This window comes from Exiguobacterium sp. s124 (assembly GCF_018617485.1).
Taxonomy (GTDB): Bacteria; Bacillota; Bacilli; order Exiguobacteriales; family Exiguobacteriaceae; genus Exiguobacterium; species Exiguobacterium aestuarii.
On sequence record NZ_JACSKH010000001.1, the window covers coordinates 1,847,906 to 1,863,089 of the forward strand.

The 15,184-nt window shown below is 39.8% G+C and carries 16 protein-coding genes; 8 read left to right on the plus strand and 8 right to left on the minus strand.

Going from position 1 to position 15,184, the window contains the following annotated elements; translation table 11 throughout:
- Positions 1 to 2: 2 nt before the first annotated feature.
- Genes KNO85_RS09625 through KNO85_RS09640 form a run of 4 tightly spaced genes read right to left on the minus strand, consistent with a single transcriptional unit; the run spans position 3 to position 2,851 of the window.
- The gene (locus KNO85_RS09625; protein ID WP_214789449.1) at positions 3 to 467 is read right to left on the minus strand and encodes a DUF4825 domain-containing protein; all 465 of its coding nucleotides are present in this window, start codon (positions 465 to 467) and stop codon (positions 3 to 5) included.
- Positions 468 to 479: 12 nt separating this feature from the next.
- Positions 480 to 1,604, minus strand: a complete 1,125-nt coding sequence (locus tag KNO85_RS09630) for an ABC transporter permease subunit (RefSeq protein WP_214789452.1) — start codon at positions 1,602 to 1,604, stop codon at positions 480 to 482.
- Positions 1,594 to 2,475, minus strand: a complete 882-nt coding sequence (locus KNO85_RS09635; RefSeq protein ID WP_214789455.1) for an ABC transporter ATP-binding protein — start codon at positions 2,473 to 2,475, stop codon at positions 1,594 to 1,596. Before KNO85_RS09635 ends, KNO85_RS09630 begins: the two co-directional genes overlap by 11 nt.
- Positions 2,462 to 2,851 carry a GntR family transcriptional regulator gene (locus tag KNO85_RS09640; protein ID WP_074032742.1) on the minus strand — a complete coding sequence of 130 codons (390 nt, stop codon included), beginning with the start codon at positions 2,849 to 2,851 and terminating at the stop codon, positions 2,462 to 2,464. The genes KNO85_RS09635 and KNO85_RS09640 overlap by 14 nt, the downstream gene beginning before the upstream one ends.
- A 393-nt stretch (positions 2,852 to 3,244) precedes the next feature.
- Between KNO85_RS09640 and KNO85_RS09645 the strand changes: the two genes are divergently transcribed.
- Positions 3,245 to 3,382: a hypothetical protein gene (locus KNO85_RS09645; protein WP_214789458.1), complete on the plus strand. Its 138-nt coding sequence runs from the start codon at positions 3,245 to 3,247 to the stop codon at positions 3,380 to 3,382.
- A gap of 269 nt (positions 3,383 to 3,651) precedes the next feature.
- Here KNO85_RS09645 and KNO85_RS09650 read toward each other — a convergent pair whose 3' ends face one another.
- Positions 3,652 to 5,874: an AIPR family protein gene (locus tag KNO85_RS09650; RefSeq protein WP_214789461.1), complete on the minus strand. Its 2,223-nt coding sequence runs from the start codon at positions 5,872 to 5,874 to the stop codon at positions 3,652 to 3,654.
- Positions 5,871 to 7,031: an FRG domain-containing protein gene (locus KNO85_RS09655; RefSeq protein ID WP_214789464.1), complete on the minus strand. Its 1,161-nt coding sequence runs from the start codon at positions 7,029 to 7,031 to the stop codon at positions 5,871 to 5,873. Before KNO85_RS09655 ends, KNO85_RS09650 begins: the two co-directional genes overlap by 4 nt.
- 314 nt (positions 7,032 to 7,345) lie before the next feature.
- Here KNO85_RS09655 and KNO85_RS09660 point away from each other — a divergent pair, with 314 nt between their 5' ends.
- Genes KNO85_RS09660 through KNO85_RS09675 form a run of 4 tightly spaced genes read left to right on the plus strand, consistent with a single transcriptional unit; the run spans position 7,346 to position 9,091 of the window.
- Positions 7,346 to 7,756, plus strand: coding sequence for a MarR family winged helix-turn-helix transcriptional regulator (locus KNO85_RS09660; protein ID WP_214789466.1), 411 nt, complete (start codon positions 7,346 to 7,348; stop codon positions 7,754 to 7,756).
- A gap of 23 nt (positions 7,757 to 7,779) precedes the next feature.
- Positions 7,780 to 8,418, plus strand: coding sequence for a nitroreductase family protein (locus KNO85_RS09665; RefSeq protein WP_214789469.1), 639 nt, complete (start codon positions 7,780 to 7,782; stop codon positions 8,416 to 8,418).
- 27 nt (positions 8,419 to 8,445) lie between these two features.
- Positions 8,446 to 8,730 (plus strand): putative quinol monooxygenase, encoded by a 285-nt coding sequence (locus KNO85_RS09670; RefSeq protein WP_026826548.1) that lies wholly within the window; start codon positions 8,446 to 8,448, stop codon positions 8,728 to 8,730.
- A gap of 1 nt (position 8,731) precedes the next feature.
- A complete protein-coding gene (locus KNO85_RS09675) occupies positions 8,732 to 9,091 on the plus strand; it encodes a DUF1304 domain-containing protein (protein WP_214789472.1) in 360 nt (119 codons plus the stop codon).
- Positions 9,092 to 9,195: 104 nt separating this feature from the next.
- Here KNO85_RS09675 and KNO85_RS09680 read toward each other — a convergent pair whose 3' ends face one another.
- Positions 9,196 to 10,734 carry a hypothetical protein gene (locus tag KNO85_RS09680; protein ID WP_214747869.1) on the minus strand — a complete coding sequence of 513 codons (1,539 nt, stop codon included), beginning with the start codon at positions 10,732 to 10,734 and terminating at the stop codon, positions 9,196 to 9,198.
- A 128-nt stretch (positions 10,735 to 10,862) separates the two neighbouring features.
- Positions 10,863 to 11,120 carry a hypothetical protein gene (locus KNO85_RS09685; RefSeq protein ID WP_015881071.1) on the minus strand — a complete coding sequence of 86 codons (258 nt, stop codon included), beginning with the start codon at positions 11,118 to 11,120 and terminating at the stop codon, positions 10,863 to 10,865.
- A gap of 151 nt (positions 11,121 to 11,271) precedes the next feature.
- Between KNO85_RS09685 and dndD the strand changes: the two genes are divergently transcribed.
- The 3 genes from dndD to dndB all read left to right on the plus strand — a co-directional run bounded on the left by dndD (position 11,272) and on the right by dndB (position 15,172).
- Positions 11,272 to 13,518 carry a DNA sulfur modification protein DndD gene (gene dndD, locus KNO85_RS09690; protein WP_214789478.1) on the plus strand — a complete coding sequence of 749 codons (2,247 nt, stop codon included), beginning with the start codon at positions 11,272 to 11,274 and terminating at the stop codon, positions 13,516 to 13,518.
- A gap of 4 nt (positions 13,519 to 13,522) precedes the next feature.
- Positions 13,523 to 13,918 carry a hypothetical protein gene (locus KNO85_RS09695; RefSeq protein WP_214789481.1) on the plus strand — a complete coding sequence of 132 codons (396 nt, stop codon included), beginning with the start codon at positions 13,523 to 13,525 and terminating at the stop codon, positions 13,916 to 13,918.
- A 156-nt stretch (positions 13,919 to 14,074) separates the two neighbouring features.
- Entirely contained in the window at positions 14,075 to 15,172 is a 1,098-nt protein-coding gene (gene dndB, locus KNO85_RS09700; RefSeq protein ID WP_214789484.1) for a DNA sulfur modification protein DndB, read from the plus strand.
- Positions 15,173 to 15,184: the final 12 nt, after the last annotated feature.

The following is a 15,184-nucleotide window of genomic DNA, read 5'->3' on the forward strand; positions in this document are numbered from 1 at the left end:
TGTCATACCCGCCTAAAATAGGAATTATTCGAATTCAGCTGTTCAAGCTTCTGATTCATCAATTGTTGTAACTCATTTTCGTGACGAATGTTCGAGAAATTCGTTCCGAACCACGCCTCCATCTCTGGTCTAGAGAAGGCGTACGTCCGGTTCGGAAAGGCGAAGCGGACGATCTCAGCGTTCGGAATGAGCGTGAAGTAAGCAGCCGCATTCCGAATCGCCAGACGCTCTTGCTCCGCCCGTTCCATTCCTGGATCTTCATAACGGACGGTCAACCCATAAGGACGCTTCTTCGTCTGCAGCTCGACCGATTGATAGCATTCATGTAGCGGCAAGCTTCCGGCAATCCCGACGACGGCAGCATTGTCCCCGACTTTCGACCCTCTGTATTCAAAGGCGTCCGGTTCCGGATTCGTACAACCTGCCAGTGAGATGACGAGTACGAGCAACAGACAGAAGCGTTTCACGGATATTCCTCCTTACGATTTGAGTTTTAAGTTGAAGCGGTAGAGCAGGCGTTTTGCGAGTAGGTGTGCTAGGAAGGCACCAATCACAAAACCGACAACATACAACATCACGCTTTGCGGGTAAAAAATGCCGGAGAAGAACACTCCGCCCAACATTGCGAAACAAATGATGATGACGATATGGATGAGCCACAACCAGTTCGAGAACATGAAGAAGCGACCGTTGTTCTCTTGGGGTGCTTCCTTGAACATCCATAACCCAAGACCAAATGTGAGGACGATAAAGGCAATCGAACTGGACAAACCGATCGTAAGGAATTCTGTCCACTCTGAACGAGAATCAAAGATGGAATACATTCCTGTATTGACGATATTATTCAACGGTGACAGGATTCGCATCGGCACACTTTCAAATACCTCTTCAAAAAATGTATATGAGAAATTTGGAGAAAAAGCTATGACTGACCCTTGAATGAGGGCTACAATCCCCATCGGGAAGACGAGTGCGACGAACGTCCAAACGACTTGTGAGATGGACTCTCCACCAAACGATCCCATCCACAGCGAGACCGAGAAAAATGAGATTCCCGACAAGAGTAAGAAAACAATCAATCCGAGCACTTTGACCTCATTGCCATCAAGTAGGAAGAAATAGTCAGAAAAACGGATGATGAGGAACATTAGCGCCCCCCCGACCAATGTCGCCACAGTAATACCGGCCGCACCAATCACCCACTTCGATATGTAAAGCTGGGTACGGGTGTATGGCAACGACATCGAAAAGTCCGACATTTGGCTGTTTCGTTCACTTCCAATTAACACGGACGCCATGAGCGCACCGAAGATGACAAATAAGAAGATAACGACACCCATCGGGATGAGGGATTCGAGTCCACCGAGGTATCCGTAATCTGAATTACTATTGAAAAAGTCCTCGGTATTCATCGTCTCTACATCTTCTCGCAATATATCCGAATAGTTACTCGGATTCTCTTGCATGTCGCGAATCTGTTCCTCATACACCTGCATTTGCGTCCACACCGGCACCGTGAAGGCGACGATACCTAAGAAGACAAGTAAGATCCAAAGCAACGACACTTGTTTCCAATCTTTCTTCAACAACACTTTAGACGGCATGGGCTTCTCCTCCTAACTGGATACGGAATACGTCTTCGAGAGACATCGGGATCTCTTCGATGAGCGTCGGATTGTATGAATCGATGAACGCCTCGAGTTCTTCCGTGCGTTCTTTTGCCATGAACAACACGACACGTCCTGTCACGCTGATGATTTCGATATCTTTTCGTTCGAGCAACTCAACCGGGACATGGTCGTTGAAGACAACTTGCCATTTGATGCTGAGGGCACGCGCTTCTTCGAGCGACATGATCGCTTTGACACGTCCGCTCTCGATCATGATGATGCGGTCGGCGATTCGTTCGAGCTCATGTAACTGGTGGCTCGAGACGATAATCGAACAGTTCCGCTTCTCGACTTGGGCGATCATCAGTTTCAACACGTCTGACTTGGCGACGACGTCTAAACCGTCCGTCGGTTCATCGAGCAGATAGTATTTCGCTTGGACGGCGAAAGCGAGCGATAACGTGACGAGCGCTTTCTGTCCTTTTGACAGTTGGCGAATCTTTTTGTTCTCAATGTTGTAACGCGTCAATGTCTCACGGAAGGCGGAGCGATTGAACGACGGGTAGATCGACTCATACAAGTCTGTCGCCTCGTTCACCGTATAATGTTTGAGCGCATCCGCCGAATCCGGTACAAAGATGACATCCCGCTTCAATCCAGCGTCTTTAAAGATACTTTTCGTTCCATATAACACGTCACCCTGATCTGGGCGAATGATTCCGACCATCGTCCGGAGGAGTGTCGTCTTGCCGGCACCGTTACGTCCGACGAGCGCGATGATTTCTCCTGATTCGACGGTAAAGTCAATTCCGTCGAGAATCGTCTGACGGTCGATTTGTTTACTCAGTTGCTCAACTTTCAGCATTGGCTTCCCCTACTTTCTCATATTCGGTCCGCAATACGTCGATGGCTTCTTCTAATGGCACATTCGCATAATGGCAATCAATCGCGATCTTTTTGATCGATGCGATGACCGGTTCTCTTGATGCATCATCGTCTACCCAATCCTCAGAGACGAACGTGCCGCGCCCGCGTCGCATCTCGAGGAGTCCAAGTCGCTCCAGCTCCTGATACGCCTTACTGACCGTGTTTGGATTGATGACGAGGTCGGTGGCGAGTTCGCGCACAGACATCACCTTGTCTCCCGGTCGCAAGATACCGCGGATGACGAGCTCTTTCGTTTGATTGACGATTTGTTCATAAAGCGGTTCTGAACTCTTCATATCGATTTTGTATAACATGGGTCACACCCTCTCATAGTCAATGTTACTCTTTAAGTGTATTATATGTATTAGTACACGTAATTGCAATAGTGTTTTGAGGGCACTTTCAGTTTACAGGGAAATGGAAATGATTTGAATAAGACTTTGGACCGAGGTTTATCCTCAATATATAAGGTACATTGGGAAAGAGGTGACGAATAATAAATGAGCAACCATCAGAGTGAACTTATTATGAGTATTCGACATTTTCGAATGCATATAATAAGTAAAGTGAGCGAGGCAGTACGTCAAAACTCAATTGCAGTAAACCACAAAAAAAGCCATTACCTAAGATCTGAACTGAACCCTGAATGATAGACACTTGATAGAAAGTGCTCATTCAGTTTTTTTGCGTGCGAACGAATCGATATAATGAACCTATTCATTCAGGCGGGGGAACACATCAATGAGAAAAATCATCTTAAACGAACATTAGATCAGGCAGCTCAAGTGAAACCCGAACTTGGAGTCGATCTCGGACCGGTCGATCCAGTACGCGGGCGACTTTAAGGTACGGGATGTCCTTGAGAATCAGTAAGGAAAGAGTCCTTCTTCAGGCATCTAAAGACCATGTCGACCATCGACTATTACAATTGCGAACGAAAGCAATGGAACCTAAAAAGATGACCCTGGAGCAATACCGGGGTCATCTGATCGCCACATAGAATTCGAGACACTTTTTATTAAACTGTCCGCAAAACAGGGCTCAGTTCAATCCTTAGGTAATGGGTTTTTTTAAATATTTTAGATCTATTGGTATTATGAGTAACATCATTTTTTTATTGTTCCTCTTTGTTTTGAGATGTAGATTCAAATGGTTCAACATCTTTAATATACATACTTTTATACGATTTTAAATATAAAGGATAATCCTTTATTAATTTATTGCGAATAGGTTTGTATGAAAAAGTATGAACTTTTTTTATAGAATTTTCTAAATTATTGTCATCCATACGTGATAACATTTTTAAATAAAGTGAGTAAATTCTATTTAAATCTCTTAATTTATTGGACTTAAATGTGTTTGCCGTAAAATCACCTGCCTTCACTCTCTGCCAAGCAAATGTGGCTAACATTAGTCTCAACGCAAATTCATCATCAGAGATTTCTGTATTCATCCTCTCCTCCCATTTATCAAAGGTATTTTCATCATTTTTTCTAATTTTTTCATTACCCATCTTTTCATTAACTATGAAACAAATCATATGGTATTTACCATATGTATAAATTTTATGAACGTGTTTTTTTAATGTTTCCATTTGTTCATCATTCAATCGTGAAAGTGAACTAACTAAGTCTCTAATAAGGCTTATTTTCGTTGAGAATTTATCATTTAATTTCATAGCAAAATTTACAGGAAGGTAATATGCTTTAAAAACATCTATGTAGCTTTCATTACTTTCGATGTCATTATATTTTTCTTTCTCTTTAAATATATCTTCTGATGCAAAATACAAATTTTCTATTTGATCGTTCTCTTGGTCGTCATCATTATTACTCGAAATTTCTAATAAAGAATTTTTAGATTTGGATCTAGCATCCCCTGGAGCTGAACCTAAAAATGCCTTTAGTACTCGAGACAAACTAACTAGATGATATTCATTATGAATTATGGATTCACGCTCACCTCTTCGAATAATTCTAAATAAAAATCTATTAACTTCTGTATTGTTTTCGTTATTTAACTTAAGAGAGTTGATCGCATTAACGAATCTAATAAAGTAAGCAATATCTTCATTAGTAATGGGTTTTTGTCTATTTAAAGCTAAAGAGATTCGAGAAACATCATTGTAATATTTCCCTCGTTGTGTTTCTGCATTTTTAGTCTCGCTAACTCCTTCGACCGTTTGAGACTCATTAATTTCTTCCTGATCCTTCACTTGATTAACTAGTTGTGAAGCATTGCCCTCTATGTCTTCCTTCACTTCTTGATTTTCTATACCTACCTGAGAATTTAATTCATTCTCTTTATTGTTAACCATTTCTGTTTCAACAATTCTCAGTAATACTTCTGCTTTCTCTGATCTAGCGTGCTTACTTTTTAGTTCATCAATTTCGATGTTATTCAAACCTTCTTTATACTCAGTATCAAAACTGTAAAATACTTCAGAAGCACTCGTTATAGTTTGTGCTCCATTTACAACTGTAATTCTACTTGTTGACAAATTATTAATTGTTACTTTTTCTGGATGAAAAAATGAAATACCATCTTTGGGGACGATCAAAGTTATACCATTGTTTAGAAACCAAAAATCTTCAGGTTCATTTTTTATTGTATTTTGTATTGAAGCATCAACTTCGTTTTTATCTTCAATTTTTATTCTGAGATTACTCTCGAATAAGTCATCACCCATATCACCATAAATTTCGACAACATCTCTCAGTTTTGCAGTAATAATGTGACCTTTCAAATTACCATTTTTTACATTAATATAGTTTACTCTATTCGTAAAATTAATCGAATAGCTTTCATGTTTAGGAGTAATTACACTTGTAGTTATAATATTTATTTTTATTTTACTTTGAGCGCTTTTTTTACTTCTAAAATCCGTAAAAAAGCTTTCTTGAATTTCACTTTTATAATTTTCCATATATTTTTTTAGCTGAACCATTTCTTTTACACTCTCAGCTAATAAGTAAAGAGTGATTTCTCTTTTCTCAATATCAGCTGCTTTTAACGTTGTATATCCCTCATCAAATATATTTGAAATTAAATATTCTTTAAACTCTGCTATTAATTGTTTATACATTTCATTAAGTTTTTTCGGTTCATTATACATATTCCTATAGATTCCGAATATGACTCTGTCATTAATTACAGGAGCCTCAACAAATTTTTCATCCAAAAATTTTATGTCAAATTCTGTTGTTCTCTCATCAAACAATGCCTCTAGTTTTACCGACGTTTCAGTTTGCTCTTCTAAAACCTCAACATTATGTTCTTTAAACAACCTATGAATTTTATTCGCGATAGGTACAAAATCAGTTAATGATTCTTTCATGCTCTTAACTTCCCTTCATTAATATATTTTTCAAATTTAGACAAAGTAATCTTTTGGTTAGTGTCTTTGAATTTTGTGCCTAAGACTATAAACATAATTTGTTCATGAATTTTTTCGCTTCTTACTTTATAAGAGTTAATCAACTCTAAAATCGTTCTTGTCTCTTCTTGCCCAATATTTTCTTTTACTAAAATTAAATAAGAAGCATATATGTCTCTAGATGAGCGAACTATGTAATGTTCATACGCTTTAATATCTTCAAAATAAGGTTCCATATTATTTAGGTCTTTATCCTGTCTATAATAAGTATAGAGGTCTTGTTTGAAACGTAATAAGTTTAAATAGAAACCGTTAAGCATGAATTCAAACTCCGATTTGTATGATGGCATTTCATTAACTATCTTTCTGATCCTTTGCTTTATATCAAGAATTTGATTTTCAGGCTCAGGATAAATAAAACCTTGATGGATTCCAAATAAAGTTTTCAACTCTTCTCTTATGCTATTTTTATTTCGTCCATCGATTTTTATTATCACTTTGCTTATATTTTGAATAGGGAAAAACTCATTTCCTGGAAATAAGATAAACGCTCCTTGTTGCGCAATAATCCTTGAATTTTTTTTTGAATGATCGATTAATTTATGATTATAAATACTGATTGGCAGAGTATTATATTCCTGATTTTGGCATACGATATCTTCATATGTCTTGATTGCTGCGTCAGAACTTGTAGCAAAAATTTGTTCAGGAAAAAATATATGGACCACAGCCAAATCGTCTTCCTCATGATCTTTTTTCACTTTTTCCGTTGCAAAAAAAAGTGCTACTAACGCATTATAAGATACATCTAGCAATCGGCTTGGGAACCCTCCATGTTGAGCATCAATTGCTATTGAAAGATAATCTTTTTTCTTAGTAACACCTTTTGAAATCATTTCTTCAAATAAGGTTTTTTCAAATAAAGGTATTTTATTTACGTCTTCATTTCTAAATATATTAGGGGCACATGATGTTTGCTCATAATCCTTTTTTTCCCCTCTGTAAAGTATCAAAGGATCACTAAAAGGATATTTAATTTTGTATTCTTTAATTTTCTCGTTAACAAATTGGATATATTCGTGTACAGACTTAATCAGTGGTCTTTCCCCATTACTCACTCTTTAACCCCCTGCATAATTTCTATTTTTTTACATGTTAGTATCCATATTATCAAATTCTTCATACAACTTCTATATGAGTATTAATATGTGATTTTATTTATATCACGAAAAAACTGCATATTCACACTCTTTATTATCATAACCTTTCCATTATAGAGATTGTTTCACATTTTCCAATTATGCTACCTAAGGAAACGACACATAATTTCGGTGTCGTCTTTTTTTGAGTGTTTGACTTTACACGCATTCAAAAACATTGTATTGTTTGACAAGTCAACGATTGATAAGTCAATTGAGAAAGGTGGGACGCAATGGACCTACGTGAAATCAGCCGATTACTTTACCAAATCAAGTTGGCAGAACAAAATGTCGCATCATCGTTCGAACGGGAAACAGGATTCAGCCTTACGCGCTACGAGATGCTACAAGTCGTCAAAGAACGAGGCGTTTGTTCGCAACGCGTGATTAAGGAAGAAATGAAAATCGACAATGCCGCCATCACCCGACATTTAAAAATCCTCGAAGAAAAAGGATATGTCGTCAGAGAGCGGAACGCGGAGAACCATCGCGAGATGTTCGTCCGTGTGACAGAGAAAGCAGAGCAAGACCTAGGTCATTGCGAGCGAGACGAACAGACCAACCACCTCGTCTTAAAAGCCTTGTCCGCTGAAGAGATTCATCAATTATCCGGACTGCTTCAAAAATTGAACAGTCACACCTAAACAGAGAAAGAAGGAATTCACCAATGGCAACTACATTCGAAAACAATACATTCAAAGACGTTATGTTCGGTCGTAAATCAATCCGTGTCTACGACGAGAACGTGAAAATCTCACAAGAAGAGATGCTCGAGATGATTCAGGAAGCAACAACTGCCCCATCATCGGTCAACATGCAGCCATGGCGCTTCGTCGTCGTCGAAAGCCCAGAAGCGAAAGAGACGCTCAAGCCGCTCATCAAATTCAACACGCGTCAAAACGATTCGTCATCAGCGATGCTCCTTATCTTCGGTGACATGGAGTGCTACGAGTACGGCGAACAAATCTACGACCAAGCAGTCGCAGAAGGCAAAATGCCACAAGAAGTTCGTGACCAGCAACTCGGCGCGATCATCCCTTACTACAAAAACCTCTCGAAACAAGAGATGAACGACATCGTGAAAATCGATGCGAGTCTCGCAGCGATGCAATTCATGCTCACAGCACGTGCACACGGCTATGACACGAACCCAATCGGTGGTTTCGAGAAAGACCAGCTCGCAGAAACGTTTGGTCTCGACAAAGATCGTTACGTACCAGTCATGATCTTGTCTGTCGGGAAAGCGGCAGAAGAAGGTTACGCATCAGTCCGTCTTGACGCTCAAACAGTCACATCGTTCAAATAATTCAACACACAATCGGAGGAATCAACCATGATCTTAGTCAACGCCACATTCGATATCCAAGCATCACAACGCGAGAACTTCTTGCGTGACATCCAAGTCTTGATCGACTCATCAAAACAAGAAGCGGGCTGTGTCGGATATGACCTATACGAGTCAACGTCTGTCGAGAACCGTTTCGTCATGATCGAGAACTGGGAAGACCAAGCCGCTCTCGAGCAGCACAACCAAAACCCGGTCCTCATCAACTTCGCACAAAACGTGGCGAACTACGTGTCTGCGAAACCGGTCGTGCAAGTAGCAGCGGTCAACTAATATGTCGACGCTCACCCTTGTGCTCGGGACGCTCGTCGCCATCGAGTTCTTTTATATTTTCTATTTAGAAACGATTGCGACGGCCTCTTCCTCGACGTCACGTGTCTTCCGCATGTCGAAAGACGAACTGACGAGAGACTCGGTATCGGTTTTGTTCAAAAATCAAGGCGTGTATAACGGATTGATCGGGGTCGGGCTCTTATACGGGCTATACGTCTCCCCCAATCCGTTCGAGATTGTCACCATGATGCTGACCTATATCATTCTCGTTGCCCTATATGGCAGTATCACGAGTGACAAGAAGATTATCCTGACACAAGGTGGGCTCGCCATCTTGACGTTGATCTCGATGGTGATGTGATGACAGAAAAAGCGTTCGACCTGAGAAAAGGTCGGACGCTTTTTGTCATTTCAAATTCATCAACAAAAAACCGCCCTGACCGAAGTCAGAGCGGAATGGATGTCTTATAAGACAAAAATTGCTGCAGATACACCGACGACACCGACGAGCGCCATCGCATATACCGGCACACGTGGCATTTCGCCATTGTTGTCGAGTGCTTTCCCGAACATATAGAAGACGATCGGATGCACGAGGAAAGGCATCGAGAAGATGAGCGGGATAAGAAGCGATGCTTCCGTACCGAACATACCGCCTTGGACCGCTGCGAACAAGCCGAAGTGCGAGATTGCTGACGATTGTGCCATCGTCGTGTAATCAAAGGCAATCGTGCTGAACGTCAAGATGACGAGACCACCGAAGACGGCCATCATCTGCCATCCGAACGAGAACTGCATAAGTGCTTTTACTTCTTTAAAGTCTTCTCCGTTCGCTGCACGTAAGTTTTTCAACGCGAGCGCCGTGAGCGCGAGACCGATCAAGACGATGATGGCTGTAGGCCAAATCCAGAGCGCACCGTTATCGGCACTGACTGCGAGGATTGAGAAGACGAAGATGTGTCCGAAGAACGGAATGTTGATCATGATTGGCGCACGTTTTGCCGCCACTTGACCGAAGTCCCCAGCCGTACACGCACCTGTGAGACCACTGTGTGAAAGTGAACCTGCCATACCTGGCGCGAGGTTACGGATATGACCCGTACGAGCGAACCACATGATGAGTGCGATTCCACCGAACATCCAGAACAATTGACCGAAGAAACCGTACACGAGAATCGAGTTCATGCCTTCGATGGCGAACGCATCACCGATTCGTGAACCACCGACCATGAAGTTGGCAGCCAAGACGACCGGAATTCCTGCGAAGAGAAGCGCGCGGACAGTCGGTCCATACGTCCAGTTGTGGAAGATGGCACCGAGCGCCGACGAGATCAACATCGCAAAGAAGATTTGCGGAAGTGCGATAATCGGCTGAACTGCTGTCGCAATCAAGAACGAGACGAACAAGATGACAAGCAAGAGGACTGTCTCGATGACACCTTTTTGCATGTATACTTTCTTGTCCTGAATCTGTGCTTTATGGTCGATGAGTAAGAACGACACAGCGAGACCGAGGAGTGCGAGGATTGGGTAGTAAAGCGCAATCCCTTCTGCCGTACCTGGCTCGATTGCCATACGGAAGAACCCTTCCAAACCGACGAGCAAGAAGAAAGAACGAAGGATAAAGATGAACTGCGTACGTCCTGTTCCGAGGAACATTTCCTCTTTTGCAGGGACGACGATGTCCTCCATGTCGAGCTCTTGCTTGCTTAAGATTTTACGAAGTTCCTGTCCACCTACGAAGAACGAAACGACTAACGCGATGATCGTCGTCCGTGACAAGAAGTCGACGAGCGGGAATTCAGGAAGACCCGGTGTCGCGATGCCGAGCTCGACCATACCGAACCCGAGACCGAGACCGAAGATAACGATGACGAGGATCGGCGAGAAGCGCGTCCCAGCCACGACCATACGAGATAAAATGACCATCGGAATGATGAAGGCCATAAGCAACCAGAATTGGTTGATAAGTTGCATTTGAGATAATTGTTGTACAAGTTCCATTGACTAACCCCTAACATAATTTTTAGCACACAATATCGAAGTGTACAGGAATGAACATTGTGTGACAATAGGGTGTGATGTTTTGTAAACATTGAAAGCGGAACCAAGTGAAATTGGTCCCGCTTTCGTTAGTTATTGGATTGTCTGAGGCCCCAAATGCCTTTATTTCCTGTGGAATAAAAGAGATCTTCTTTTCCGGTAAAGCTCGCTGAATCGCTAGAATGAGCACGAATCTGTTTATTGACGTGCCCTTTCCAATCTTTATAACGATCGAGCTCGAGTTGATAGTACGATTTTTCGACATACGCATAAATGTCTTTCAAAGATGCCGTCCCACCGTGGTGTTGGAGGGCGAATTGGATTTTGCGTAGTAATAGGCGTTTCACTTCTCTCATCTCCTTATGTAATATAAAAAGCAATTATGTATACCTAATTTATCCATACCCTTTCTAAAAAAGTTACAGGTTTTTAGGTGTATTTCCTTTATAATAGGAATATAGACCTGAATATCTCATGTTTGGAAGAAAGGAAATCGATATGACTCAAAAGCGTTACTCAAGTGAATTAGAAATTTTAGAAGAAGTATCTTCTCATCATCAGTTATCACCTAGTCTCCTTCAAAATATTCTCACCACTTCAAAAGCTAATTATTATGGTGAAGCAACGTCTCCTACTAAACGCCAAAAAGAATTAGAAGAGGAACTGAAATATCTAATCAAAAAAGGGAACTCATTAACTCATTCCATATCATCCAATAAAAAATCTGGGTTAAAACTAGTTCGTATTCAATTAAATAATTACAAAACATACTTAAATTCTCAAACAATTAACTTTGATACTCATACAGATGATAAAAACATCGTTCTCATCGGTGGTTTAAATGGCGCTGGAAAAACAACCATTTTAAAAGCAGTTCGTTACTTATTATATGGCAAGCGCGGCATGACCGATACGGAGTTTCAACAACAGTTTACAAATACGATTAACAATTCATTCTTCGAACAAGGTGGTCGTGAAGCTAGTGCCTCTCTCGTTTTTGAACCTGGTGACGGTCATCACTACGAAATCAAAGTCGTTTGGCAATACAATAGTAAAAAACAAGTTGTATCTGAAAGCAAGACGTTCAGTAAGCGAACGATTGGTGCAGCTCGTCCAAAACGTAATGAACAGATTGGTTCACACAACGTGGATGATTTCAACCGCACCATTGATAAATTAATCCCATTTGAAGCTTCTCAATTCTTAATCTTTGATGGGGAAGAAATCAGACGCATTATTTCTTCTAGAAATTCTGCCGACTTTAAAGCGACAATCAGACGAATGAATGGAATGTCCTATTTCAATGAGTTAAAAGGTGACTTAGACAAAATCTATTCAAAGAAAGTCAACGAATTAGCCATTGCCCAAAAAAGTACCGAGTTGTTAAAATTCAACAAGAAAATAACTACACTCAAAGATCAATTACATGAGCTTACAGAAAAACGAAATAAAGCCGAGAGTCGAGTATCAACATATAATAATCAACTTGACCACTATAAAAAACTTCGAAACGAGAAGCTCATGCAGAACAATGAGTCGAGAGAACAATTCGTTTCATCCATGAGTTCTCTAAGAGCACAGCATACCCAAGTCTTGGAGCAAATTTCTAAGTTGTTTTTTGAGAAGGGGATTCCCTCATTTGCATCTAAAAAAATTGATGCTTTAAAAAAACGACTGACTATAGAACAACAATTTATATCTGACCAACAACGTGTGGAACAGATTTTAGCACCTTATCAGCAATTTATGTCTAAACTACTCTCAGAGCCAATTGACCCACCTTTAACTAAAGAACAACTGCATCAGGTTGAGGAAATTGGTAAGAATATTTGGTTATCGAAGGAAAATTATAAAGCGTCTACCACTTCAGAAAATCAACAAATTTGGCACGACCTTTCGCCAAATGACCGTAGACTAATTATGAATGTAGACGCATCTCGCACTAAGGAAATGATTATTGAACTGATTAAGAAAGAAAAGAATATTAAACATTCAATTGTTCAACTTCAGCAGAAAATTGATTTAGCCCCTTCTGCAATCAGTGTTGATGAAGAAGATAAAAAAATTCAAGAAATTACTGAGGTGCTCGGTAAAACTAAGAGCATTTATCTCAACATTAAAAAGAAAGAACAAGAGTGTATTCAAGAAATTCGTTCTCTGGAATCAAAGCTAAAAGGAACAAAGTCTACTGCAACCAATGCAATCGACTTAGCCGATGATGTACAGCTTTATGGAAAAATCAAAGAAGCAATTGATGAGTATTCAACAAAAGTACTAGATTGGAAAATTGATTTGATCAGTGAACAATTCGATCAGATGTTGAACAAACTTATGAGAAAACAAGATGAATTCGGTCGTGCTTTCGTTGATCGCCGTAAAATGATGATACGCATTGAAAATGAGCGCGGCGCTGAAATTTCAGTCGAAGAACGTTCAGCCGGTGAAATGCAAATTATCTCATCTGCATTTATTTGGGGAATGATTAAAGCAGCTGATTTAGATTTACCTATGATTATCGATACGCCACTTGGTCGTTTAGACAGCTATCATCGCAATAATCTAGTCGAACATTTCTATAAACATCTCAGTAAACAAGTTGTGATCCTCTCAACTGATACGGAAATCACTCCGGAATATGTAGAGTTGATGAAGGAATACACTTCAAAACAAATCATGTTGGATTATAACCAAAAAGAGAAATATACGCTTATTCGCGAAGGCTATTTCGAATTAGTGAAAGGATAAGATTATGGATTCTAAAGGAATTAAATTGTCACAAGTAAGTAAGAATCGAATCGATACCATCATTGGGCACATCGAACATTACGTTCCAAAAGATACTAGACCATTTGTTATTAAATTAAGTTTGATGCACGGAATTGAAAATCATTCCATTTCATCTGAACTCCCTACCGAATTGAGTTCAAGTGCATGGGAAATGGGCTCAATCATCAATGGGAATGACTATTTACTCGCTAAACATCTCATTATCAACGAGCTCCAAAAAGAAATCGATGACGAGAAAATTATTCGAGATCATATGAAACGCTTTATTGAATTAGGTGTAAAAGACATTGCTTCGTTGCTCGAATCAGATGATGCAATCTTTGAAGAAGAATTTTTAATTAAACTTCTTTCCGTATAATCTCAGCGATTCCGCTGAGATTTTTCTTACGAAAATTTCTATATTTTGTTGAGCTGTTCGCTTTTTTCATACGAACACTTATGTTAGACTTTTTGTATAAAAACATTGTATTTATTTAAAATTACGTACGTAATTTTAAATAAAGGAGGACATCTTATGGATCCTAATTTCAGCTACAATTTCCCGGCGTTACGAGGAAAACAGGCAGAAAAAGAATATTTCGTCGTTATGTGTCCATTAAAACTGATTCCAAAAATCTTCTTATTCGATGAAGAGGAAGTTCCACCACAATATCGCTCACAGCGAATTTTGAATAAATCTAGAGTTCCAGATATCACAAATTACATTGTAGATCAGTCTAAGGATTATGTATTCTCATCCCTTACAGCTTCCATTGATGGTGAAATTCAGTTCACTCCGTTTACAGATGAGCCAAACTTCAAAGATTTAGGCAAACTCTCAATAGCACTGGATTCCCGTTTTTTAATAAATGATGGTCAACACCGAAGAGCAGCGATTGAAGAAGCTTTAAAAATCATGCCTGAACTTGGGAATGAAACAATTTCTGTTGTATTCTTTCATGACGAAGGTCTAGAACGATCTCAACAAATCTTTTCAGATTTGAATCGACATGCTGTTAATACGACATCATCTATCGGTATTTTATATGATCATCGCGATCAGTTATCGCTCCTCACTAAAGAAATCGTTGAAGAGATTCCCTTGTTAAAACGGTATACAGAAATGGAGAAAACGTCCCTCTCCAAGAATTCACCCAAACTTTTAGCGTTAAATCATATTTATAATGCAAATAAACGACTAATTAATAAGAAAAAAGGTGCTCTTTTAACTGAAGAAGACGCATTTAACATTAAAACGTTTTGGCTAACGCTATGCAATAGTATTCATGAATGGGAGCAAGTATTTAATAAAGAAATCTCTCCTCGTGATTTGCGTATGATTTCAATTGCGGGTCAAGGTTTATTTATCGAAGCGGCGGCCGAAGTTGCGCGTTCTTTGATTGAACAAAAACCTGACACTTGGACAGCCTATCTTACAAAATTTAAAGATATTGATTGGAGCCGTTCAAACGAAAAAGATTGGAAAGGTCGTGCCTTTAACGAAAACGGCAGAATTTTAAAAAATAACTACACTATTCGATTGACTGCGATACGAATAAAATCGCTAATCGGCATCAAACTCACAAAAGAAGAGAAAGATTTCGATCAACAAAGATCTAGCATGAATGTATAATGACTGTTTTGG